Annotated in this window: 25 protein-coding genes; 10 read left to right on the top strand and 15 right to left on the bottom strand. The window is 67.9% G+C overall.

Translation table 11 applies throughout. The annotated features are described in order from the left end of the window. The 10 genes from HBB12_RS33225 to HBB12_RS33180 all read right to left on the bottom strand — a co-directional run bounded on the left by HBB12_RS33225 (position 1) and on the right by HBB12_RS33180 (position 7,960). Entirely contained in the window at positions 1-990 is a 990-nt protein-coding gene (locus HBB12_RS33225; RefSeq protein ID WP_236993723.1) for a hypothetical protein, read from the bottom strand. After that, positions 987-1,997, bottom strand: coding sequence for a hypothetical protein (locus tag HBB12_RS33220; protein WP_236993722.1), 1,011 nt, complete (start codon positions 1,995-1,997; stop codon positions 987-989). The genes HBB12_RS33225 and HBB12_RS33220 overlap by 4 nt, the downstream gene beginning before the upstream one ends. Further along, on the bottom strand, positions 1,994-2,647 hold the full coding sequence (locus HBB12_RS33215) for a hypothetical protein (protein WP_236993721.1): 654 nt from the start codon (positions 2,645-2,647) through the stop codon (positions 1,994-1,996). Before HBB12_RS33215 ends, HBB12_RS33220 begins: the two co-directional genes overlap by 4 nt. A 110-nt stretch (positions 2,648-2,757) precedes the next feature. Next, positions 2,758-3,708 (bottom strand): M23 family metallopeptidase, encoded by a 951-nt coding sequence (locus tag HBB12_RS33210; protein ID WP_236993720.1) that lies wholly within the window; start codon positions 3,706-3,708, stop codon positions 2,758-2,760. 173 nt (positions 3,709-3,881) lie between these two features. Next, on the bottom strand, positions 3,882-4,121 hold the full coding sequence (locus tag HBB12_RS33205; RefSeq protein WP_236993719.1) for a hypothetical protein: 240 nt from the start codon (positions 4,119-4,121) through the stop codon (positions 3,882-3,884). Next, entirely contained in the window at positions 4,118-4,765 is a 648-nt protein-coding gene (locus HBB12_RS33200) for a hypothetical protein (protein ID WP_236993718.1), read from the bottom strand. Before HBB12_RS33200 ends, HBB12_RS33205 begins: the two co-directional genes overlap by 4 nt. 14 nt (positions 4,766-4,779) lie before the next feature. Beyond that, complete coding sequence (locus HBB12_RS33195) at positions 4,780-5,025, bottom strand: hypothetical protein (RefSeq protein WP_236993717.1); 246 nt, start codon at positions 5,023-5,025, stop codon at positions 4,780-4,782. Then, entirely contained in the window at positions 5,022-5,657 is a 636-nt protein-coding gene (locus HBB12_RS33190) for a YcbK family protein (protein WP_236993716.1), read from the bottom strand. The genes HBB12_RS33195 and HBB12_RS33190 overlap by 4 nt, the downstream gene beginning before the upstream one ends. Next, entirely contained in the window at positions 5,638-6,819 is a 1,182-nt protein-coding gene (locus HBB12_RS33185; RefSeq protein ID WP_236993715.1) for a type IV pilus twitching motility protein PilT, read from the bottom strand. The genes HBB12_RS33190 and HBB12_RS33185 overlap by 20 nt, the downstream gene beginning before the upstream one ends. Before the next feature lie 4 nt (positions 6,820-6,823). Further along, entirely contained in the window at positions 6,824-7,960 is a 1,137-nt protein-coding gene (locus HBB12_RS33180; RefSeq protein ID WP_236993714.1) for a type IV secretory system conjugative DNA transfer family protein, read from the bottom strand. Positions 7,961-8,202: 242 nt separating this feature from the next. Between HBB12_RS33180 and HBB12_RS33175 the strand changes: the two genes are divergently transcribed. After that, entirely contained in the window at positions 8,203-8,724 is a 522-nt protein-coding gene (locus HBB12_RS33175; RefSeq protein ID WP_236993713.1) for a hypothetical protein, read from the top strand. A gap of 20 nt (positions 8,725-8,744) precedes the next feature. Here the strand turns inward: HBB12_RS33175 and HBB12_RS33170 are convergent, their stop codons facing one another. Together HBB12_RS33170 and HBB12_RS33165 are read right to left on the bottom strand one after the other, a co-directional pair. Beyond that, the gene (locus HBB12_RS33170) at positions 8,745-9,317 is read right to left on the bottom strand and encodes a hypothetical protein (RefSeq protein WP_236993712.1); all 573 of its coding nucleotides are present in this window, start codon (positions 9,315-9,317) and stop codon (positions 8,745-8,747) included. Next, entirely contained in the window at positions 9,317-9,628 is a 312-nt protein-coding gene (locus HBB12_RS33165; protein WP_236993711.1) for a hypothetical protein, read from the bottom strand. The genes HBB12_RS33170 and HBB12_RS33165 overlap by 1 nt, the downstream gene beginning before the upstream one ends. Positions 9,629-10,249: 621 nt before the next feature. Here HBB12_RS33165 and HBB12_RS33160 point away from each other — a divergent pair. Genes HBB12_RS33160 through HBB12_RS33120 form a run of 9 tightly spaced genes read left to right on the top strand, consistent with a single transcriptional unit; the run spans position 10,250 to position 18,210 of the window. Next, entirely contained in the window at positions 10,250-10,717 is a 468-nt protein-coding gene (locus HBB12_RS33160) for a thioredoxin domain-containing protein (protein ID WP_236993710.1), read from the top strand. A gap of 2 nt (positions 10,718-10,719) precedes the next feature. Next, a complete protein-coding gene (locus tag HBB12_RS33155; protein ID WP_236993709.1) occupies positions 10,720-10,989 on the top strand; it encodes a hypothetical protein in 270 nt (89 codons plus the stop codon). Continuing rightward, positions 10,986-11,642 carry a DotI/IcmL family type IV secretion protein gene (locus tag HBB12_RS33150; protein WP_236993708.1) on the top strand — a complete coding sequence of 219 codons (657 nt, stop codon included), beginning with the start codon at positions 10,986-10,988 and terminating at the stop codon, positions 11,640-11,642. The genes HBB12_RS33155 and HBB12_RS33150 overlap by 4 nt, the downstream gene beginning before the upstream one ends. Positions 11,643-11,647: 5 nt before the next feature. Beyond that, positions 11,648-12,754 (top strand): DotH/IcmK family type IV secretion protein, encoded by a 1,107-nt coding sequence (locus HBB12_RS33145; protein WP_236993707.1) that lies wholly within the window; start codon positions 11,648-11,650, stop codon positions 12,752-12,754. Positions 12,755-12,764: 10 nt separating this feature from the next. Then, on the top strand, positions 12,765-14,060 hold the full coding sequence (locus HBB12_RS33140) for a DotG/IcmE/VirB10 family type IV secretion system protein (RefSeq protein ID WP_236993706.1): 1,296 nt from the start codon (positions 12,765-12,767) through the stop codon (positions 14,058-14,060). Then, on the top strand, positions 14,057-14,311 hold the full coding sequence (locus HBB12_RS33135) for a hypothetical protein (protein WP_236993705.1): 255 nt from the start codon (positions 14,057-14,059) through the stop codon (positions 14,309-14,311). The genes HBB12_RS33140 and HBB12_RS33135 overlap by 4 nt, the downstream gene beginning before the upstream one ends. Positions 14,312-14,327: 16 nt before the next feature. Next, positions 14,328-14,813: a hypothetical protein gene (locus tag HBB12_RS33130; RefSeq protein ID WP_236993704.1), complete on the top strand. Its 486-nt coding sequence runs from the start codon at positions 14,328-14,330 to the stop codon at positions 14,811-14,813. Beyond that, positions 14,810-17,797 (top strand): putative type IV secretion/conjugal transfer ATPase, encoded by a 2,988-nt coding sequence (locus tag HBB12_RS33125; protein ID WP_236993703.1) that lies wholly within the window; start codon positions 14,810-14,812, stop codon positions 17,795-17,797. Before HBB12_RS33130 ends, HBB12_RS33125 begins: the two co-directional genes overlap by 4 nt. Before the next feature lie 14 nt (positions 17,798-17,811). Beyond that, positions 17,812-18,210, top strand: a complete 399-nt coding sequence (locus HBB12_RS33120; RefSeq protein WP_236993702.1) for a hypothetical protein — start codon at positions 17,812-17,814, stop codon at positions 18,208-18,210. 94 nt (positions 18,211-18,304) lie between these two features. Here the strand turns inward: HBB12_RS33120 and HBB12_RS33115 are convergent, their stop codons facing one another. The 3 genes from HBB12_RS33115 to HBB12_RS33105 are packed head-to-tail and all read right to left on the bottom strand — an operon-like array spanning position 18,305 to position 20,798. Beyond that, positions 18,305-19,216, bottom strand: coding sequence for a hypothetical protein (locus tag HBB12_RS33115; RefSeq protein WP_236993701.1), 912 nt, complete (start codon positions 19,214-19,216; stop codon positions 18,305-18,307). Then, complete coding sequence (locus HBB12_RS33110; protein ID WP_236993700.1) at positions 19,213-20,514, bottom strand: Fic/DOC family protein; 1,302 nt, start codon at positions 20,512-20,514, stop codon at positions 19,213-19,215. The genes HBB12_RS33115 and HBB12_RS33110 overlap by 4 nt, the downstream gene beginning before the upstream one ends. Further along, the gene (locus HBB12_RS33105) at positions 20,511-20,798 is read right to left on the bottom strand and encodes a hypothetical protein (protein ID WP_236993699.1); all 288 of its coding nucleotides are present in this window, start codon (positions 20,796-20,798) and stop codon (positions 20,511-20,513) included. Before HBB12_RS33105 ends, HBB12_RS33110 begins: the two co-directional genes overlap by 4 nt. Between the last annotated feature and the right edge of the window lie 206 nt (positions 20,799-21,004).

Below are 21,004 nucleotides of genomic sequence, written 5' to 3'. Positions count from 1 at the left end.
CTAGAGGTTGCCGCCGGCCTGGGTGGCCAGCATGGTGGCGAACACCGCCGAGGTCCGGGCCTGCTGCTCGACGAGCTGCTGGCGCAGCGCCAGCGACATCGAGCGCATCCGGGTGAGCTCGATCAGAAGCCCGTGCTCGGACTGGCCGGCGAGGCCGGCCGACCACGCCTCGAACTGTGGCCCGCCGCCGTACTGGCTGATGAGCGCGTCGAGCTGGGCGAGCGGCGAGCCGGCGGTGGTGCCGATCTGGTGGTGGTCGGTGGACGACATCGCCCGGACGGCGCTGAGGGAGACGAGGGCGGGCGAGCGCAGGGCCTCGACTTTGCGGGCACGCAGCATCATCACGTCGGCCTCGGCTCCGGGCATGTTGGCCGTCGGCTTGGGCATCGGCAGCCCGGCCATGGCCTCGATCACGGCCTTGCGGTCGTCGTCGCCGGCGGCGGGATCGAAGAACACCGCGCTGTCGGTCTTGGTCGGATCCTGCAAGCGACTGCGGGACGCCTCCTGCACCGGAGTGTTCTTGCCCGGGGCGACGTCGAGGCTGCGATAGGTCTCCCGGCCGGTCGTGGAGACGTTGCCCATGGCGCGGCTGGTCGCGTTCAGCAGGTCGATCGAGCCGCAGGCGTTCACGCCCTGGCCGGTGTCGATCGAGTACTGCTCGCGGGCGTCGACCAGGGCGCGGCGCTGCGCGACCTGGGACAGGGTCGAGGCGACGGCCTGCTGGGTGTTGCTGACGAGGTTGACCTCGCGCTCGCCGTTGGTCGCGGTCTGGGCCGTCTGCACCTTCATGGCGGACAGCAGCATCTCGAGGGTGAGGCTGCGCTGCGTCGCGATGGTGGTGCCCATGGTGGCCACCCTGGCGCTCAGGGCGGCGGTGGCTGTTTCGTGGCCGGCCATCCAGATCGGATCGAGGACGCCACAGAACTGCGCCGCCGCCGGCGAGGCGAGGCTGGTGGCGAGGGCGGCGGCGAGGAGGATCTGCTTCATCATGGCGCCTGGTAGCTCGCCGGGGTGAGGGGGCCGCGGCTCGGCGCGGGCACGCTGTTCGTCAGGCGGGCGTTGACCATGGCCAGCAGCAGCGCCGCGGCCGTGGCCTCGGTCCGCATGCCGCGCTTGATCTGGTGGGCGAGGAGGGCGAGGTTCGCCGCCTCCATCCGCACCGCGTCCTGGATGATGCCGCGATCGTGCTGTCCGGCGACACCGGCCGCCCACGCGGCCCCGCCATCGTTACCCTGCCAGTGGGTCGAAAGGGTTCGCGCCTGCGCGATCGGCCCGTCGGCACGGTAATCGGCCGCGATGTCGGCGAGGACGACCGCTGTCATCGACCGGAAGGTGTCTCGCCCCGTCTTCTCCAGGCGGTCCCGATCGGCGGCGGTGCTGCTGCCCGTATTCCTCGGTTGCGGGTCGGGCGGACCGACGACGGTGTTGATGAATTTCGACGCGGCCGCGGCGTCGCCGCCGTAGAGCGCCGCGCCGTCGGGGGCGTCGCCGTTCTTCACGTCGGAGACCCAGTCCTTCGGATCGGCGTAGCGGCCGGGCTGGGCGCGCACGGGCGTGACGATCTGCTGGCGGGCGGCGGCGGAGCCGCTCATCGCCGTGTAGAGGGCCTGCGCCTTCGTGTTCGACCCGCACGGGTCGTAGCCGACCGAGCCGTAGCGGTGGGTTGCCTCCGCCACGGCCTGGCGCTGCTCCTGAGTGACGACAGTGGTGGCGAGCGCCTCGCTCGACGCCCGGAACCCGTTCGAGACCTGGTCGGATCCTGCCGCCGACTGCGCGGTGAGGACCTTCACCGCCGACAGGAGCCGAGCCCGCTCGGCGATCTCCTGCGCGATGAGGCCGGCCTCGGTGGTGGTGATGGCGCCGGTGATCGCCGTGGTGAGGGTCGAAGTCGCGACGTTCACGCGCGCCTCGACGCCGAAGCAGGTCTGCGCCTGCGCCGGGGTGACGGCGCCGATCGCCGCGGCGGCAAGGATCGAGAGGAGAATACGACGGGTCATGGCGAGGCTCCCTGGCGGCTGTCTCCGCCCATGCCGCCGACGATGACGCCGACGAGGCTGGCGCGGGCGCCGCTCATGATCGCGCCCTGGCGCCGGGCCATGACGAGGGTGGCCTCCTCCTCGGCCGTGGAGGGGTTCGGCTTCACGGTCGGCAGGGGGGCGACGACGTCGAGGTAGTCGGCTGCGGTCATCACCTCCTCGGCGCCGTAGTCGCGGTTGAGGAGCCAGGGCGCGGCATCGGAGTCGCCGGCGCCGAAGCCGCCCGGCCTGGCGCCGGTGCACCAGCCGGTGGTCTGCTCGGAGGGCGAGCAGTAGAAGGTCCGGCGTTGGTCGAGGGTGGCGCCCATGCGCTCGGCGGCGTCACCTCCACTGGTGAGCCAACCCTGGTCGGCTTGCCGGAAGCTCTGCCGGACCTTGTCGGCAGAGGCGTAGCTGTCGCGCTCCTGGCTGATCCCGAGCGCGACGTCGCAGGCGGCGTAGCCCGTGCCGGTATCGAAGCCGTATTGGTGCTGGGCCCGGGCGACGCGGAGGGCATTGTCCTGGCTCACCAGGGCCGAGGCGACGGCCTCGGCCGCCGCCTTGTGGCCGTTGGTGGTCTGGAGCGACGTGGCGCTCGACTGCGCACCGGAGACCTTCATGCCGGACAGCATGCGTTGAAGAGAGATCTCCCATTGCGGGAAGAGCCCTTGCGCTTGGGCGGGAGACGCCGAGGCGACGGCAAGGACCGCGCCGGCCGGAAGGAGGAGGAGAGGCCGGCGCGTCACGGCCTGGCCTCAACGGGACGGGCATCGAGGGCGTAGAGGGCGACGAGCTGGGCGAGCGCGGCATCCGTCTGCGCGTCGTAGTCGAAAGTGTTGGCGGTCAGCTCGGTCGCGTTGGTGCGCGCCAGCTCGATGAAGAGGCTGCGGTTGGGCTGGTTGGCGACCTTGACCGCGTGATCCTCCGAGCCGGCCGGGTGCTCCGCCGCAGCCGAGATCGAGGCCTGCCGGGATTGGGTATCGGAGCGCGAGACGGTCTCGCTAGGGGCGGCATCGTTGGCGCCAGGTGCACAGGTTCTCGGCAGGGTCGTGTCGCGCGGCCCGCCTTCCATGTCCGGATACTTGGTCGAGATCGGGATCTGGCGCGGCAGGAACCGCTCGGGATTGACGTAGTACCAGGCCGCCGGAAGGGCTGCCTTGATCGCATCGCCGGTCATCGGGCTTGCGCCCTTGCCGGTTCCCATCTTCCAGGCACGGCCGCTCGCTCCCGAAGCGGACAGAGCGTTGCCCCTGAGAAGCGCGCCGAGATGAAGGTGCGGGGCGCAGGACTTCATACCCTTGCAGCCCATCGTCCCGACGTCATCACCAGCCGCGACCTGACCTGATTGGTCCTTCGAGAGCGCCGTGGTGTTCATGTGGAGATAGAGAAAGCGGGTATCTCCGGAGGTCACGTCAGCAATGATGCCGCCGCCCGTGAAATTGTAATAACGGACGGGACCGGATGAACCGGAGAATATTCGTGTCCCAGCCCCCTGACTGTTCACGATATCCATGCCCTGATGATACCCCGCAGAGGCTCCCGGGCGGCCGGTTCTGTTGACGCCGTAGGGCGAGGAAACGCGCTGTCCCCCAGGGCTCATGATGTCTGCGGTCAGGCAGGTGCCGGCCGATGCCGGCACATGCGAGAGACCAAGGGCGATCAGCCCGCAAACCGATGCGGCGGCACGGATCATCGAGCGCCCTCCGGCTTAGCCGGGCAAAGATTATAACTGATATTGTTAAACATTATCTCCCTCTGACCGACAACATTCAAGGAAAAATATTCATCATGTTCATTGTCGGGACTCTCTCGCATTCCTTGAGGGACATGCTTATCCCAATCACACGTAGTATCGACAAATAAAAGTCATTTAGTATGCTTTTTAATTTTGAGAATTTTGCAGCGTGCCTCGCCACGGATGCCTTCCTGGTCGATACGCTGGATCAGGCGTTGGTTTTCAATGGTGAGTTCTGGCCACTGGCATGCCTTCTCCGAGACGGGCGAGTTGGTCCAATCGCCGAGAGGCAGGGCAGGTTTCTGAGCTTGAGCGGAACTCGCTGCTGCCAGGAACAGGGCAGAGGAAAGCAGAGCGATCCGGACGGTCATTGATTGATCCCTTCATATCCGCTGCTGGTCGTGGTGCCGGACCAAGGCGGGACGACGATCGTGGAAGACGCTGCCGGCGCGGCCGTGTCCTGCTGCACCACAGGGGGCGAGGTTTGCGTCGGCGTCAGGTTCGTGAGCGCCGAGCCGAACGCCGTATTCTGGACGTGGCTGTACGTCCCGAGATTGGTGATGCTCGGCAGCGTGATCGGCGAGATCGAGCCGTTGAGCTGCCGGAACAGATCGCCGGTGACCGAACTCTGGAAGCTTCCCATCTGCTGATTGATGCTGCGGATCGTATCCTGGAGCTGACTGTCGAGGATCTGGCAGACCTGGCGCTTGGCCTGGTCGATCACCGACTGGACGAGGCTCGTCGCCGTGCTCGTGAGGAACCCGGACAGGTCCGGGATCAGGTTCGAGAGGTCGAACCGCTTGAGCAGGTCGCCGGCGATGCAGCTGTTCGGGCCGTTGAAGAAGCTCGACGGATTGACCTTGGCGGCGTCGATCAGCGCGATCTGGCGCTGCACGGCGGCGTCGGCTGCCTGCCGCACCAGGCAATTATTGCCGATCGACTGCGCCTGGGCCGGCGCAGGCCCGGCCAGCGCGAGCCCGCCGCCGACGGCGGCGAGGATGAGCGAGGTCCGCATCCGCGAGGTCCGATCTAGAACGCTGGCCATTTTCCACCTTCGATAAATTTTGCCCAGACGTATTTCAGGAACCGCATCGGGGTCATCTTGCGGTAATTGCAGTACGCGAGAAACGCCGCGTACATCCCCATGGCGATGAACGTGTATCGGCTCAGACCCGTGATGATGAGCAGCGGGAAGAACGCCGCAATGCTTCCATGAATGCCGAAGAAGCGCAGCGGCATGGCGCTCCATCGCCAGGGCAGGTGACCGTCGCTCATGTCGGCTCCTTCGGCTGCGTGATCGGGGTGCCGGGGGCGGGGTGACCGGCGGGGGGTACCTTGCGCCCACCTGCCCATGACCGGGCCTGCCCGATGTCGAGGTGGCAGAACGAAGGGTAGATCCCGATGCCGCCGCGGCCGCACAGGGCGCCTGCAACGGCGACCGCGTCCGGGGCGTAGCCGGCCGCCTTCACGTCGGCGGCCCGGCCGGCGAGGTGGAGCGAGCCGCGGGCCGCGCCCTCGACGCCGGCGTTGTGCTTAGGCGTCCGGTAGCCCGAGGTGACGATCAGCGGCACGGCCGAGCCGTGGACCGCACTCATCGCGCCCTGGACCGCGGCAAGGAGGTCGAACAGGCGCGGATTGATCCAGACCGCCGAGCTACCGTCGCGGACGTCTCGCAGGAGCCAGGAGAGGAGGAGAAGGTCGCGCCCGTTGTAGCCGGCCGGCGTCCGGACGATCGCGCTCACCTCCTCGCCGGTACCCTCCCGCCGCAGCCACAGTCGTACGGGCGCGGCGGCCACGGGAACAGGAGCCCCGGCGAGCGCGGCGGCGTAGGCCCGGTCGAAGACGGGCAGGGCGCCTGCGAGGGTGCCGGCGAGGCCGGCGAGGAGGTCACGCCGCGAGACGGGCATCGCGATATCCGTAGCGGTCGAGGACGCGGCGGGCGGTGGCAACGTCGATCGTGCCTGCATCGAGGGCGTTCTTCACGGTGACCTTCATCGAGCGGCCGTCCTCGCCGCGCGCGATGATGGCGCGCAGGGTGTCGACGGCCTCGGCCATGCCGATGCGGGCCACCTCGCGCCGGACCTGGTCGGTGAGGACCTGCCATTCGCGCAGGCAGACCCGGCCGCCGCCGACCTTCGGGACGATGAGTTGCGACACCAGCATGTGGGTCGATGACAACACGTCGTGGAAGGCCTGGACCTGGAGGTCGGCCGGAAACTTGAGGGTGAGGCGCCGCACGATGTGGGCGACGTCGTTGGCGTGGGTGGTGGTGTAGATCGGGTGGCCGGTTTGGGCCGCCTCGACGCTAGCCATCACCGTGTCCATGTCGCGCAGCTCGCCCACCATGATGAGGCCGGGCTTTCGCCGCAGGGCATTGCGGACGCCAGCGGCGAACGAGGGCAGGTGCAGGCCGATCTCGTGCTGCATGATGGTGCAGTTCTTCGACGGCACGTTCTCGAACACGAACTCGATCGGCGCCTCGTAGGTGAGGATGTTGCCGTGGATCGGCGTGTCCTCTTCGAGGATGCGGCGCATCAGGGCCGCGATCGTCGTCGTCTTGCCTGAGCCGGTCTCGCCAGCGACGATGACGGCGCCCTGGGCCGGGGTCGACTCGGCGACGACCTCCGGATCGGTGCCGTTCTGCGCGACGGTCGGCGGGTCGGCCGGGATGTAGCGGCAGACGATCTGCACGCCGACGTCGCCCTCGTAGTAGCCGGCCGTGACGTTGATGCGGAAGCGGTGCTTGATCGGCTCGGCGTCGCGATTGCCGACATCCTGCTCCAGGACTGTGATCGCGTGATCGAAGTCCTGACCGGCGTAGAGCTTCGACATGATCGAGTCGGTCGTCGTCAGCTCCGCGGCGATCCGCGCCAGCGTCGTCGGCTGGAGCCAGACCTGGGTCAGTGCACAGAGGTGGCCGTAGACGGAGGCGAGAACCGGCCGGCCGGACTGGAAGATCACCTCCGAGGCCTCAAGCGAGACGGCGTGGACGAGGAGGCGCGTGACCTCGTCGCGGCCATGCACGGTGATCGGGGTGTCGGGGTAGCGAGTAGCTCCGGTCCAGCGCATGGGCCTACTCCACCGCGGCCGTGCGCAGGAATTTCGGGGCGACGACGATCTTGAGGAGGCGCTGGTCGACCGCGGCCGAGCGACCGTTCTTGCCGACCTTGAGCGCGGTGGCGCGCTCCTTGACGATCGGCAGGCTGACCACACCGGCCGCGGCGAGCTCGCCGTAGCGGCGCATCCCCCCGAAGTCGCGATCAAGGCGCGACAGCCCGTCGTCGAAGGCAGCTCTCGCCTGGACGATCCCGACCTCGATCCCGCCGGCGTAGCCCACTTCCCAGTTCGCCTTCTCAGCGTCGCCCTTGGGCTGGGTCCAGGTGGTGCGGCCCTCCGGGGGTGGGGTGACGGTGAGATAGTCGCGCCAGTTCGGTGGGATCACGGTCACGCGGGCGTCGCGCACGATCTCGAACGAGCCGAGGGTGGTGACCAACAGGGTGCGGGTCGGGGTCTGGCGCACGGCGCGCAGCTCGGACACCACCGGGGGCACGATGTCGGGCCCGATCATCACGGTCGCGAAGGGGTATTTCGCCTCGAGGCGGGCGGCGATCTCGGGCGTGTCGAGGTAGGCGGCGATCCGCTGCGACTCCTGGAGGTAGCCGTCCTGGATGCCGGCCGAGCGGGCCGTCCGCTGGACCACCTTGCTCGGCCTGTTCGCGTCTCCGAAGACCCCGGCCGAGTAGCGCTGGAAGTCGGGGTTCGACGGGTGAGGAGGGGCGGGCGGAGGCTGGTTGTCGCCGAAGTTCTGCGGGAACGGCTGGCTGTCGCCTCCGGGCAGGGTGCGCGGCCCGTTTGCGATGGCGTTGAGGGCGTTGGCCTGCGCCACGCCGCCGGGGCCATAGTAGCCCGGCGGCGGGTAGCCACCGTAACCAGGGGCGCCGTAGCCGCCGCCATAGCCGGGCGCGCCGTAGCCGCCCTCGTAGCCCCCGTAGGCCGGCGCCCCGTAGCCCCCATAGCCCCCGTAGGCGGGCGCGCCATAGCCGCCACCGTAGCCGCCATAGGTCGGCGCCCCGTAGCCGTAGCCGCCGGCAGCCGCCACCGGGGCGCAGGCGGCCGGGTTCTGGGCGCAGTAGGTATTGGCGACCTGCGCCGCGGCCGGAAAGGCCGCGAGGCAGAGCGCGGTGGAGAGGAGCAAGCCCTTGAGCCGCATGGTCAGATCCCGTGCTCGCGCAGCTTGGCGTCGACGTGGCCCGAAGTGCCGCTGCCGGAGCTGACGCAGGCAGGCAGCAAAACCGCCATTACAATAAGCACAGCCGCCAATCTAATATAATATGCAAGGCGATAACGGTTCATATTCAAGCCTCGTCGATTATCATTGATATTTGTCTTGCCCGGACGATACCGAATGATCCACAAGTCAGATCCAAGATGCACTTGCGACGGATCGGACGTATGGGGATCAGATCGTTTCTGGCGGGGCGCCTCGCGCGCCGGGTCGGCCCGGAGCACCGCACCTTCGCGGCGATGACCGGAACCGTGCTCGGTGGCTCCCATGCGGTCTGTCCGGCCTGCGGGCGCGGCCATCTGCGGCCCGATCCCGGCGTCCCATCCCTGCGCAAGTGCGACGACCCGGCATGCGGAGCGACCTTCTCGCTCGCCGAGATGGGCCGCACCTTCGCGCTGGAAGGCGCCGACATCCGCGACCTGGCGCATGAGTCGCGCCGGCAGGCGTTCGTCCTGTTGCTGGCGGCGGTCCTGATCGCCGTCGTGGCAGCCGCGTGGGCGATCTACGTCCAGTCCAGGCTCACGCTGCTCGGGGCGGTGCTGCTGTGCATCGTCGTGCTGGCAAGCGCGCTCGTCCAGCGCTACCGCGCCTGGCAACTCGAGCGAGGCCGGATGTTCGAGGCCCGCGCGCCGCTCGGCGCCTTCGTGGCTGCGGAGATCGACGCACTGCTGGGGCGCAAGCGGCCCTGAGGGAAGGGGCGGGCGCATCGTCAGCTTCCGCCCATCATCGAGCAGACGTTAGTCAGCGACATGTCCATCTTGATCGTGTTGCCGACGAGGCTCGCCACGTCGTTGATGAAGAAGGCGAGCGTCCCTCCGACGAGGTAGAGGACGGCCGAGCCCGGGCCGGCACTGTGGTGGCCGGACGTGGCGTTGTAGAGCCGCATGCCGGCGATCAGCCAGGCGAGCGAGCCGAGCGCCATGAAGAAGTAGGTGATCGCGGTCTTGATGCCCTCGCAGGTCGAGGAGCGGGGCGTCGAGCCGTAGTTGAACATGTTGTAGGTAATGTCGCCGCCCAGGACGAACGAGTTGGCGAATTTCCACATCAGGACGGGCGCGACGATCATCGCGCTGCCGAGCACGAGCTTGCCGAACGCCGCGTCGATGGTGACCGGGCGGTTCGTGAACTTGTGCTCGCCGGCGGCGACGCCATAAAGGCCGTAGAGCCCGATGGTGCCGTACACGATCCCCAGGAGCGCGATCAGAAGGAACACCAGGTTGACGACGAGCGGGAATACCTCGCTCAGCGAGGCGAGGACGCTCCCGAGGTCCGGCACAGCCATCACTGAACCCTTTTCGGATTTATGGACTGACGTTCCAGCTTCTCAATCCGCTCCTCGAGCCCGTTGAGCCGCTCCGTCAGCTCCTCGATCTTCAAATCCCTTGGATCGGCGTCGATACTTGGCCGGCGATACGGCCGCCTCTCCTCAGCTCTCCCATCGTGATACTGGAAATTTGAACGGTTTTTATTCTGTAGATCTAGTTTCTCTGCGTCATCTGACGCGGCCACCACCAGGCTTGGCATTGCGCTCACGAGTACAACCGCCAGGGTTGCAATTCTTAACGCGGACTTAACGAAGTTTTTCGCGGCCATTTCTGCTTGACCCTTTCGCTCTAGCCGGGACGCTTGCCTGGGTCCTACTTCAACCAATGCCGCAGATAACTCGCGTTAATTCGCAGACTATCGCGCTGCACCACAAGGCATACTGATTGTTTTTATACAAAAGAGTGTGTCGTTGGCGCCATGCAAAGCCTCTATCGGATGGCATCATCTGCGGTATCTTGATCGCCTCATTGACACGTCGGCGCGATGTTCGCAATAAGAGCCCCAACACGAATTTAATGACTCTCTTGGGGCGAGTTACATATGGAGAAAGCAGTAATACACATCGTTTGGGCTGGTTCTCTCGTTGCCTGTGTCTATCTTGCAACGTCTAACAACTGGCAGCCAGTGTCACTTCAAACCGGCACGGGCGGAAATAATCCCTCTGTGGCAGCGGTTGCGCAGAACATTTCTTCTCTTGCCAATTTTGCCAATTCTCCCAATTCGTTAGCCCCTGCCGCACCAACCGCTCCACAGGTTGCGTTAGCGCCTGCCATCACACCCTATGCGGTTGCCCCGGCACCGGTGCCCGCGCCCGCTCCCGAGCCCCCGCCGCCACAGGTGGGGACCGTCAGCTTCGCAACGATCGAAAATCCCGAGAAAGCCAGAGCGGTGATGGAGATGCTCGCCAAGCTCGCCGCAGTCGTCGACGTGCCGCCAGGCACGCCGGAGACCCAGGTCGCGACGATCTTCTTCGATCCGCGCTGCCCCTACTGTCACGCTGCTTTCAATTCCCTGCACGGCCAGATCGCGGCGCGCTGGGTGCCGGTGGTGGTGCTCGGCGACGCAGAGGGCGGCAACCGCATGGCCGCCGGCATCCTCTCCGCCCAGGACCCGGTCGCGGCTCTCAAGGCGACCTTCGAGACCAAGGCAGCCCGGCCGGGCGAGGTGAGCGCGGAGGTCGCGGCCAAGCTCGCCGAGAACAAGGGGGCGTTCGCGTCGATCTTCGCTGCCCAGCAGGCCCTGCGCCCCGGCGTGCCGACGCTGTTCGTGCCACGCCCCGACGGGCGCGTCGCGGTCATGGTGGGCTACAATCCGGGCGACGACGCCAAGGTCCGCAGCGTCATGGCCGGCAGCTGACCATGGCGCGGCGATCCTCCATCGGGGCGTTCAGCCTGCCCTCGCCCCCCGGTTGCCTGTCGCCGTCGCGGCTCGCCGACGAGATCGAGGGCTATGCCCGCGCCTCGTGGTTCCTGTCCGGTGCGGTCTTCGCGTCGCTGATGGCGATGATGTGGCTGAGCTATGCCTGCCTCAAGCGGGCCGACGTGATCCCGTACGTCGCCGACGGCGGCGTATTCGGGTGCGAGGTGAAGATCGTCCCCCCGCCAAGCCTCGGAAGGCCTCAGTCATGAAGTCGGCGGATCGCATCTCGCGCGAGGTCGATGCCGGCCGGATGATGCTGCACAATCAGTGGTACTGGATCCTGCTGCTGTCGCTGTTCTTGAGCCTGTCGCTCGTCGTCAATGCGCTGCTGTTCTACAATGCCTTCATCCGGTTTCCGGTCAAGCAATTCATCTGGACGACGAATGCGCAAGCCGTCTGCAATGCGATCCCGCTCTCCGAGCCCAACATCAGCCAGGCTCGACTGAAAGAATTCGCGGTCTCGGCTGCGGTTCAGCTGAACTCCTACGACTACGCGAACTGGCGCGCGCTCATCAACAACGCGCTGGCGCAGTCGTTCACACCAAGCGGCCGTGACCTCTACCGAGCTGCACTGCAAGAGAGCGGCATCATCCAGAAGGTGGTGCTCGGCTACCAGACCGTCTCCGCGGTGACGACGGACCCGGCCAACGTGGCCGAGGAGGGCAAGTCGGCGGGCCGGTACTACTGGCGCGTCGAAGTACCGGTGCAGATCTTCTACCGCACCAACGTCGAGACGCGGGTCGAGCGGCGTCTCCTAACCATGACGATCGTGCGGATCGACCCCTCTCCGATCAACCCGAACGGCATCGCGATCGACTCTGTGATCTCGACGCAGCAACTGACCAATCAGGTGGGGCAATGATGCCCATGATGCGAGTGTGGGCCTCGGGCTTCGCCGCGGCGGCCGTCTGGGCCTCGGCCGCGGCGGCACAAGCTCCCGGGCAGCCGGTCACGGCACCGAGCGATCCGGCCGCGGGCGCTGCGGTGCGGCGCCCGGCCGGCATGCCGCCCACCGGTCAGCCGCCTGCCACGGGCAATCTGGCGCCTCAGACCCACCCTCCCGTCCCGCGCCCCCTGACGCCGGCCGAGCTGGAGGAGCTGCGCAAGCGCATGCTCGGCACCAGCCAGGGCTTGATCCTGAAGCCCGGCGAGATCCAGGAGGTCCGTCGCGCCGTTCAGGACGCGCAGGGCGCCGGCAACTTCCCGGGCCGCGACGGGCGGATGCCCCGGCCGGAGCCGCGATTGCTCATCGTCACGCAGGAGGTCAGCCGGGCGGCGCCCGAGACCCTGCATCTCGCCTACGGCGTGGTGTCGCCGATCACCTTCGTCGACGCAAAGGGCACGCCCTGGCCGATCGCCTCCGTCGCCTACGACCCGCGCCTGTTCGCGCAAGACGGGACCGGCTGCGGCCAGGACATCGCCATGGGCGCGACGCAGGTTCCGGCTCCGGCGGGATCGGACCGGCCGACCTCGATCAACCTGATGCCGTGCCGGTACGACACCTGGGGCAACATCCTCATCCGGCTCGAGAACGTGTCCTACCCGATCCCGCTCATGGTCCTGTCGGGCCAGAGCGAGACGGTGGACATCCCGGTCACGGTGCGGGTCGCCGGCACCTCGCCGCTGACCCCGATCAAGGTGGTCACGGCGAGCACCGCGCCGGTGCGCAAGGGCGGTCCGCCCGGTCCGCGGCGCGGGGGAGGGCCGATCGACACCACGGAGCTCCTGCACCTCTTCGGCGCCGGCACGCCGCCGGCCGGGGCGCAGAAGCTCGCCACCACCGGCGGGGCGCAGGCCTGGATCTATCGCGAGCGGATGTACGTACGCGTCCAGGGCGATCTCGTCAGCCCGCAGCCGATCGCCTCGGCCGACGCGTCGGGGGGATTCCGCGTCTACGAGTTCCTGCGCCCGGCCTCGCGCCTCGTCGCCGAGCGCGGCGACGGCGCGGAAACCGCCATCAGCGTCGAATTCTAGGGGGATAGCGATGCTCTCACAGAAAGCGCTCGCGGCGATCGGCGGCGTCGTCGTGGTCAGCGCCCTCGGCTCGGCCGCGTTCATCCTGCGGGACGTTCCCGGCACCGACCGGGGCGCGGGGCTGGCCTCGGAGATCCGCGGGCAGACGCCGAACCCGCCCAACGACATGATGAAGCCCGTCGGCGCGGCGGAGGCCGACCGGCGCGCCGGCGTCAACCAGCAGGCGGCGGACGAGAAGGCCGAGAAGGGCAAGCCGTTTGTTGCGCCGACGGTGATCGCCGAGAAGCGCGGCGCGACGATGGGCGAGTTGCCCGACGGCAATCCGGAGCCAAAGCCGGCCGAGCCGCCTCCAGAGCCCAAGGTGGTCGAGAAGATTATCTACAAGGACCGTCCGGTCATTCAGACCGTGTACCGGGACGTGCCGGTCCAGCCGACGGCCGATCCCGATCAGGTCGCGGCGATCAACGACCAGATCAAGGCGCTCCTCAAGCCCACCCCGGGCGGGTTCCTGGTGCGGAGCTTTGCCAAGGGCGAGCGGCCGAAGCCGCCGGAGCCGAAGGCCGCCGCGGCGGCAGCGCCGGTTCCGACCGGGCCGTTCGGGCCGGGCGTCCGGCACGCGACCGTGGCGCGCGCCGGCGACGTCGCCTACGCGGTCCTCGATCGCGGCTTCAACTCCGACGATCCGGCAGCGCCGATCTTCGCCACCATCGTCGACCTTGACGAACGCCAGCAGCCCGGGCCGCTCAACGGCATCCGGATGATGGGCCAGATCATCTACTCGCAGACGCAAGGTGCGATCCGCTTCACAACCATGATCCTGCAAGACGGCCGCCAGGGGCCGATGCAGGCGATCGCGATCACGGTCGACCAGGCCCGCACGGGCGTCGCCGAGGATGTCGACAACCACGTGCTCGAGCGCTACGGCGGCCTCGTCATCGCCGGCCTGATCCAGGGCGTCGGCCAGGTCGGGCAGCAGCTCACCCAGCTCAACACCCAGACGGTGGTCGGCAACGGATTCGCAGTCCAGTCGGGCCGCGGCATCGACTGGCTGACCGCCGGGATGGGCGCGGCGCTGCCGGTGGGCCAGGCCATGACCTCGGCGGCGGCGCGCTCGTTCAGCCGCCCGCCGACCCTGTCCTCGTCGGTGAACTTCCCCGTAGGCGTCGTCTTCCTCCAGCCGGTCGTGGTGCCGCTCGACGCCGCCCGCGTCACGGTCGGGGCCGGCACCGGCTACGGGCCGGATCCGGCCTATGGCGCCAGCTACCGGCCCGAGACCCTGCCGATCTCCTACGCGAGGAAGCCATGAACGGCTCGAAGGGGCTGGCCGACGTCCTGCGCGGCCTGATCGACACCGTGCCGGTGCTCGCCTGGCTCGTGGTCGTGCTCACGGCGGTCGCCGGCGTCTTCCTCGCCGGCTACGCCATGGTCCGCTTCTACCAAGCCAACGCCGCCGGGGACGGCATGGCGGGCAATTGGCTCGCGGCGGCCATCGTTGGCAGCACCATGACCTGCGTCACGGTTCTGATCGCGCAGCTGTCCTTCTACTTCGCCGACTGACCACGGATCGCGGGCGATGACCGACGGAACCTGGCACCTCCTCAACAACCTGACCGCTAATATGGCGGGCTACCTCGCCGATCATCCGGTGCTGAGCTATGGCGCTATCGCGTTCACCCTCGCGGCGGGCTGCTTTACCATCGTGACCGCCCGAGTCTGGGCGGTGTCGGTGTGCTCGGACCGGAGCTTGCGCCGGGTCCTGCGCGTCTGCGCCATGGCGGGGGGCGGCTGCCTGTTCCTGACCGGGCTGTTCTACGACAGCCTGATGCGCGGCCTCTATGGCGCCATCACCTGCACGCCGCTGATCTACACCTACTACCCGGCCTCGATCGCGCTCTCCTGCGCAGCGATGGTGTTTGCCCTCGCACAGGTGTTCTGCGCGCTGCACGTCCGCCCGGCGCCGTTGCTGAGGGGCGTCATCCCGGGCTTCCTGGGGCTGTGGCTGTTCGCGCTCTGCGTGCCGGTCTTCCAGTTCTCCCTCATGCTGCGGGGCGTCCAATGAGGACGGCCGACAAGTTCTGCGATTTGGCGGGCTTCGACCCGGAGCGCGATGAGCCGGTGGTCTATGCCCATGACGGCTCGCAGGTCACCCTGATCGAGATCGACGGCATCCGTACGATCGTCTCGGGCGATGATTACCTCGTCAACGTGGTCGAGCGCTTCGCCGGCGGGATCGCCCAGATCCTCAAGCGCCCGGGCCACCAGATCACGATCTCCTACGAGTCCTCGCTCAACACCGCCAAGGTCATTGATCCCTTCGTCGAGCGGCAGGGCCGGCGCGCCCGCCAGAAGGGGCTCTCGGTCGAGGCGCTGATCGAGGAGGGCCGGGCGGTCCTGGAGGAGCGCGCGCGCTCCGAGACGATCCTGCTCGCCGCCTGGACCCGGCCGACGGCCGGAACGCCCGAGGAGGTTCGGCGCGAGCGACAAGAAAACCGCAGGGCGTGGCAGGAGCTGCCCCCGGCCCGAGACGCCCAGAACCCGTTCCTGCGCATCGGCGCCCTCGACGGTGTCCACGCGGCGTTCGTGCGCCGGGTCATGGAGGCGCTCGGGGAAGCCCGCCTGCAAGGGCGGATCCTCAGCCCCGACGACCAGGGGCGGCGTCGCGATCTGGAGCAGATCCGGGCTGCGGTGCTCTACCACGAAACCCCCGGTGGCTGGACCCCCTACGGGCCGGGAACCCGGCGCTACCCGGGCGCCAAGGAGCACCGCGACGAGGATGTCAGCGACTTCTTCACACCCACGGTCGCGCGTCAGATCATGACCTCGAACGCGCAGGCGTCGAGCAACATGCGGACCCTCGACATGGGCGGGCGCCGCTACGCGCTCGCGGTCATGCGGATGTTCCCCTCGACCATCCTGCCGTTCAACCGGCTGCTCGACTCGCTCCTCGAAAGCTCGTCGCGCTCGGCCGACATGCCGTTCCGGGTCTGCTTCCACCTCGAGGCCCTGCGCGACAACGAGGTCGCCATGCGCCTGCGCAAGGTGATCGCGGGTCTGCTCGCCTTCGCGAGCCCGAGCAACAAGAATCTGTTCCGGGCCCTGCGTCAGCTCGAGGAGGTGGTCGAGAAGGACGGCGAGGCGATCGTAAAAGGCAGGGTGATCGCCGCGACCTGGACCGAGCCGGGCGAGGATCCGGGGCTGCTGGAGCGCCGCCGCTCGTACCTGATGAGCGGGATGATGACCTGGGGCGAGGCGGTGATGACCGACACGCCCTTTAACCCGCTGCGGGCGCTCTGCGAGACGGTGGCCGGCATGACGGTCCAGGCCGTGGTCCCGCCGGGCTCGATCGCGCCGCTCGGCGACCTCGCCGCCATGCTGCCGTTCCACCGCACGGCACCGATCTTCAAGCAGGGCCAGAGCATGCTGCTCACGCCCGACGGCAAGCCGGTGCCCTACGAGGCGCTCTCGGCCGAGCAGCTGTTCTGGCTGACGCTCATCTACGCCACGCCGGGCTCGGGCAAGTCGGTGCTGATGAACCGGCTCAACGTCGACTTCACGTCGTTCAGTGCGGGAGCGGCGCTGCCGTTCCTCGCGGTGATCGACGTCGGCGTCAGCTCGTCGGGCTTCATCGAGCTGGTGCGCAATGCGCTGCCAGTCGAGCGTTGGCACGAGGCGTACTACGTGCGGCTCCTCAACACACCCGACTACGCGGTCAACTTCCTCGATCTCGGGCTCGGCCGGCGCATGCCGCTGGAGCGCGAGAGGAGCTTCATCGACAACTTCCTGACGACGCTCCTCAACGTGCCGAACCCGGAAGTGGCGTTGCTGATCCCGCGCCTCATCACGCGGGTCTACCAGCTCAAGAGCGACCTCCAGTTCTCGTCCTCGCCGGCGGTCTACCAGCCCAACGTCGATCCCGAACTCGATCGTGTGATCGCGGATTACGGCATCAAGGTCGGCGATCGGACGCGCTGGTGGAGCATCGTGGACGCGCTGGTCCAGCGCCGGCTCTACACGGCCGCGCAGCGGGCGCAGCGCTACGCGATGCCGCTGCTGGAGGATTTCTCACGGGTCCTGGCCGAGCCGATCATGGCTTCCGACTTCACTCCGGAGCTGATCCGGCACGTCCAGCGGTCGCTCGAAGCGGCGATCGAGAAGTTCCCGATCTTCGCCCGCCCGACCCGGCTCGACCTCGGCGCGGCGCGGGTGGTGTCGATCGACCTCCAGGACGTGGCGCAACGCCACAAGTCGCCGGAGGCCGAGCGCACCAACGCGCTGTTTTTCATGATCGCACGGCACGTCTACCTGTCGAAGATCTCCGGCTTTGCCGAAGAGATCGCGAAGATGGATTTTCCGCCGGAGGATGCGATCCGCACGGAATACGTCCGGTACTGGCAGGCGCGCTACCACGAGGTGGCCGAGACGCCCAAGCGCCTGTGCATGGACGAGTATCACCTGACCGGCGGCGTCGAGACGATCGCCAAGCAGGTGATGTCGGACGCCCGCGAGGGCCGCAAGTGGGGCCTGGAGCTAATCCTGGTCTCGCAGCTGCTCGCCGACTTCGCCACACTCGCCGACATTGCCTCGACCGTGCTGGTGCTGAACGCGGACTCGAACGAGATCCGCGAGCAGGCGCGCGTGACCTTCGGGTTCGACCAGGCGGTGAAGTCTGCGCTCGAGCGCCAGGTCCATGGCCCGCGAGGGCGGCGCGGCGCCAACATCCTCGCGCGCTTCAAGCTGCGCGAGGAAGAGCGCTGGATCGTGCTCAACAACTCGCTCGGGCCCGTGATGCTGTGGGCCCTGACCACCAAGGCGGAGGACCGCCTGGTGCGCGACGAACTGTACCGCCGGATGGCGGTCAACGAGGCGCTGCGCATTCTGGCTGCACGGTTTCCCGATGGCACGGCCATCGAGACGTGGAGCCGGGTGTCCGCGCATGCGCGGGCCGGTGAGGACCGGATCGCAAAGACGATCGTCGATCAAGTCTTGGGGGAACTCATGAGCGAAGCTCGACCCCAGATCGGCCGATCCAGAACCGCAGCATGACAATGGAGACCCCAATGAACGTCAAGGATATTTACTACCGAGCTCTGGCGAGCGTTACGATGGTGGGTCTGAGCGCGATGTCGGCGCTGGCTCAGGCCACGTCGGGCGATCCGTCGGCGCCGATCGACTTTCTGAAGACGGCACGGCAGAAGGCATCGAGCTCCTCGCTCAACGCCTCCTCGATCGCCACCGGCGGCAATAACGCCGGCATCGTCATAAGCATTATCTTCGCCGTGGTGGGCATCGGTCTCGCCGGCATCTCGGCCGTGAAGCTCTACAAGAGCTCGCAGGACGACAACGCCCGCGAGGATGCCGGCCGGTCCCTGGCCGGGCTGGTGGTCGGCTCCGGGGTCACGATCCTGGGCGTCATCATCGGCGTCGTGACGACCTACATGATCGGGTCGGGCACCTGACGGTCGACCCGGACGGCACAGCGTGACACGACAGCGCCGAGCGGATACCTGCGCTCGGCGCCTTTTTCACGATGCCGGACCAAAGAAAGCGACCTCAGTAGGTCGTGATCTTGGATTGCAGGACCGGATCGACGTGGCGAAGCCATGCGTAGTCCGGGAAATGCAGGCGCTGAGCCGCCAGGGCTTTCGCGCCGAGCTCCGTCACGGCCGAGGCGAGATCCGGCTTGGTCTCGAACACCTTGTGGACCTGCTTGAGAACGGCAATAGCCCGCCCATTCTGGTCGGTGATCGCCTGGAGCAGGTAGCCGTGCAGGGTCGGCAGGAGCGTTTCGGGCGGCTCCGTGAGCGGATTCCCCACCTGGCGGTCAGCGGCCGTCCTGGCGGCCTTCAGCACGGCCTCACGGGCCTTGCGATCGGCGACAGGGGCCACCGCGTCGATCGTCAGGAACAGGGCGGCGGCGAGGTGCCAGGGAATGCTTTCCAGCACGGGCTCCACGGCCGGGACATCGAGGAGGTCGCGGACCCCCGCGAAGGTGTTCGGGCAAGGGGCCGGTTTTCGAACCGTATCCTGGTCCTCGCCGGGCAGCCGCACCAGCCGGTCGGCCGGCACGAACCGGCTGCGGATCTCGCTCTGGCCGAATCCCTTGGGTGGCAGCGCGATGAGCGCGTCGATGTGGTCGCGGCTGCGCTTGCGCCAGGCGAGGTAGCCGATGAGCGCCGTGAGCAGGGACGCGACCAGGCCGAAGACTGCGCTCGACTGGTAGATCGACACGAACGCAAACGGCTCGCCGGCCGGCATGCCGGTGAAGTACCGGCCCCAGCCGGTGAACCGCCACAGCGTGGCGCTCTCGATCAGCCGCAGGGCGGCATAGAGCCGGCCGAGAACCGGCGTGAACGTCCACCACAGGAAGCTGAGCACGGCCATCGTGGCGAATGCGACGAGGCCGAGGACGACGATCCTGGCGGGCGAGACGGTCTCGACCGGCTTATCGTGCAGGGCGGTCACAGCGACGGTCCGAGCTGGGGCTCGTCCCGGGCGAGGGTCTGCGCTTGCGCGAGCGTCTGCTGGCGATCGTCGAGCATCACGGCCTGCACCACGGGCTTGAGGACGGCACGGACCTCGTCGAGATCCTGTCCCGTGGGCAGGAGGCCCCTGGCCTCCTCGGGACTGCCCTGGATCAGCATCGCCGAGCCCTCGCGGCCGAAGCGGTCGATCAGGCTCTTGTCGATCTGGCGCACCTCCGCGACCAGGCCCGGATTGGCGACGATCTCGCGGGCCGTGAGGTTCTTGAGGGCGTCGACGAGAGCCGGGCTCGGGCCCGGTATCTCGATGCGGTTGCGCACGGCATCCTCCGGCCGCTGGCCGGCGAGCAGCACGTAGGTCGCAGGGATCAGCACGCTCCCGACCACCTGGCTGCGCGCCACCTCCTCGCGTGGCTGGGCTCGGTCCAGCCTCTCGCCCTTGGCCAGCACCCGCACGTCGACGCGGGAGTTGTTCGGCGGCATCACACGGAAGGACGCGAGCGGTACCGCGGCGAGCACGCGGTCCTGACGCACCAGGGCATGGTCGTAGTTCGTGGCGACCACCTGGCCGCGGATCTGGCTGCCGGGCTCGGCCAGGACGATGCGCGGCGATCCCATCAGCCGTGTTGCCTCGAAGGCCTCGGCCGAGAGGCGGCCAAGAAGCGGATGGGCGCGCTGCTCCTCCGAGTAGCGGGCGTTGCGGACCATCTCGGCCAAGGGCTGGATCTGGCCGCGGGTGGCGAGCACCAGCTTGTCGCGGGTCTCGCTCGGCACCAGGTTGATCAGCGCCTGATCGAGCGGCTGCTGATGGTGCCGGGCGTACTGCTCCATGAATGCCAGGAGGGTGCGGGTGTTGCCCTCCCGGAACGGGTGGGCCTGGAACAGCGTCGCCATGTTCTCGGCCAGGCGCATCGCCGGCCGGCTCTCCTTCAGGTTCCCCGGCTTCTCCTGCGCCAAGCTCGACAGCGCCGACGTCATCTGCGCGGCGATCTGTGCCGGCGGCGTGTAGGCGACGCTCTTACCCTGGAGCACGATCTCGGGCTTCCACAGCTCGACCGTGCGGGTCTCGCCCGCCCACGGGTAGATCTCGGCAAAGAGCCGCTTATGGATCGCCGCGAAATGCGCCTGGTCGAATTGGCCGAGCACCGGCTCCCCGAGCATCTGACGCAGGGCCTGGAACGAGACGATCTGCTCACGCTCGGCCAGCGCCTCGGGGTCGCGGATGTCCGCATTGTTCTTGAGGGTGTCGGTGCCCTCGTAGACGTAGGGATCGCCGCTCACGCCATCGCTCCCTTGGCGCGGGCGCGGCGGGCGTCGAGCGCCTCGAATACCTCGTCGTTGGTCACGAGGCCCGCTCCGGCGAGGAGGGCGCCGAGTTGCACGCGCAGCGACATCGCGTTGCCCGATCCGATCATGATCGCGGCCGCCTGCTCGTCCTCGGGCGTGGTGAAGGCCGTGACGAAGGGAGCGAACTCGCGCTCGTCGACGCCCGAGGCCAGAGCCTCGAGCAGGGTGAGGGCATCCTCGCGCTGGGTCACCAGCGCCGGCAGATCGCGGAAGCTCATGAATGTCGTTCCTCGGTTCAGGCCCGGCCGATCCGGCTCGCACGCAGGGACTCTCGATCCGTCCTGAGACGGCCATAACTCTCAGCTGTCCTCTCTCTCCTACCCTTACCCATCGTCGCCGCGGCGCCAATACGGAGCGCGTGTCGTGTGCGTCACAGCGTCAGCCAAAGATTGTGCTCACGGCCGAGGTCGGGGAACCGGTACGC

It is taken from the genome of Methylobacterium sp. SyP6R, from assembly GCF_019216885.1.
GTDB lineage: Bacteria > Pseudomonadota > Alphaproteobacteria > Rhizobiales > Beijerinckiaceae > Methylobacterium.
The sequence above is the reverse complement of the archived record's forward strand: the minus strand, read 5'-3'. Positions and strand labels throughout refer to the sequence as shown.

Bases quoted from the DNA above. Each gene is read 5' to 3' on its own strand.
- HBB12_RS33165 (WP_236993711.1), bottom strand. From the start codon at position 9,628: ATGGCCGCGAAAAACTTCGTTAAGTCCGCGTTAAGAATTGCAACCCTG.
- HBB12_RS33215 (WP_236993721.1), bottom strand. From the start codon at position 2,647: ATGCTGTCCGGCATGAAGGTCTCCGGTGCGCAGTCGAGCGCCACGTCG.
- HBB12_RS33130 (WP_236993704.1), top strand. From the start codon at position 14,328: ATGACCGACGGAACCTGGCACCTCCTCAACAACCTGACCGCTAATATG.
- HBB12_RS33170 (WP_236993712.1), bottom strand. From the start codon at position 9,317: ATGGCTGTGCCGGACCTCGGGAGCGTCCTCGCCTCGCTGAGCGAGGTA.
- HBB12_RS33180 (WP_236993714.1), bottom strand. From the start codon at position 7,960: ATGCGGCTCAAGGGCTTGCTCCTCTCCACCGCGCTCTGCCTCGCGGCC.
- HBB12_RS33225 (WP_236993723.1), bottom strand. From the start codon at position 990: ATGATGAAGCAGATCCTCCTCGCCGCCGCCCTCGCCACCAGCCTCGCC.
- HBB12_RS33175 (WP_236993713.1), top strand. From the start codon at position 8,203: ATGGGGATCAGATCGTTTCTGGCGGGGCGCCTCGCGCGCCGGGTCGGC.
- HBB12_RS33205 (WP_236993719.1), bottom strand. From the start codon at position 4,121: ATGACCGTCCGGATCGCTCTGCTTTCCTCTGCCCTGTTCCTGGCAGCA.
- HBB12_RS33140 (WP_236993706.1), top strand. From the start codon at position 12,765: ATGCTCTCACAGAAAGCGCTCGCGGCGATCGGCGGCGTCGTCGTGGTC.
- HBB12_RS33195 (WP_236993717.1), bottom strand. From the start codon at position 5,025: ATGAGCGACGGTCACCTGCCCTGGCGATGGAGCGCCATGCCGCTGCGC.
- HBB12_RS33120 (WP_236993702.1), top strand. From the start codon at position 17,812: ATGAACGTCAAGGATATTTACTACCGAGCTCTGGCGAGCGTTACGATG.
- HBB12_RS33185 (WP_236993715.1), bottom strand. From the start codon at position 6,819: ATGCGCTGGACCGGAGCTACTCGCTACCCCGACACCCCGATCACCGTG.
- HBB12_RS33210 (WP_236993720.1), bottom strand. From the start codon at position 3,708: ATGATCCGTGCCGCCGCATCGGTTTGCGGGCTGATCGCCCTTGGTCTC.
- HBB12_RS33150 (WP_236993708.1), top strand. From the start codon at position 10,986: ATGAAGTCGGCGGATCGCATCTCGCGCGAGGTCGATGCCGGCCGGATG.
- HBB12_RS33145 (WP_236993707.1), top strand. From the start codon at position 11,648: ATGATGCGAGTGTGGGCCTCGGGCTTCGCCGCGGCGGCCGTCTGGGCC.
- HBB12_RS33155 (WP_236993709.1), top strand. From the start codon at position 10,720: ATGGCGCGGCGATCCTCCATCGGGGCGTTCAGCCTGCCCTCGCCCCCC.
- HBB12_RS33125 (WP_236993703.1), top strand. From the start codon at position 14,810: ATGAGGACGGCCGACAAGTTCTGCGATTTGGCGGGCTTCGACCCGGAG.
- HBB12_RS33105 (WP_236993699.1), bottom strand. From the start codon at position 20,798: ATGAGCTTCCGCGATCTGCCGGCGCTGGTGACCCAGCGCGAGGATGCC.
- HBB12_RS33190 (WP_236993716.1), bottom strand. From the start codon at position 5,657: ATGCCCGTCTCGCGGCGTGACCTCCTCGCCGGCCTCGCCGGCACCCTC.
- HBB12_RS33200 (WP_236993718.1), bottom strand. From the start codon at position 4,765: ATGCGGACCTCGCTCATCCTCGCCGCCGTCGGCGGCGGGCTCGCGCTG.
- HBB12_RS33135 (WP_236993705.1), top strand. From the start codon at position 14,057: ATGAACGGCTCGAAGGGGCTGGCCGACGTCCTGCGCGGCCTGATCGAC.
- HBB12_RS33220 (WP_236993722.1), bottom strand. From the start codon at position 1,997: ATGACCCGTCGTATTCTCCTCTCGATCCTTGCCGCCGCGGCGATCGGC.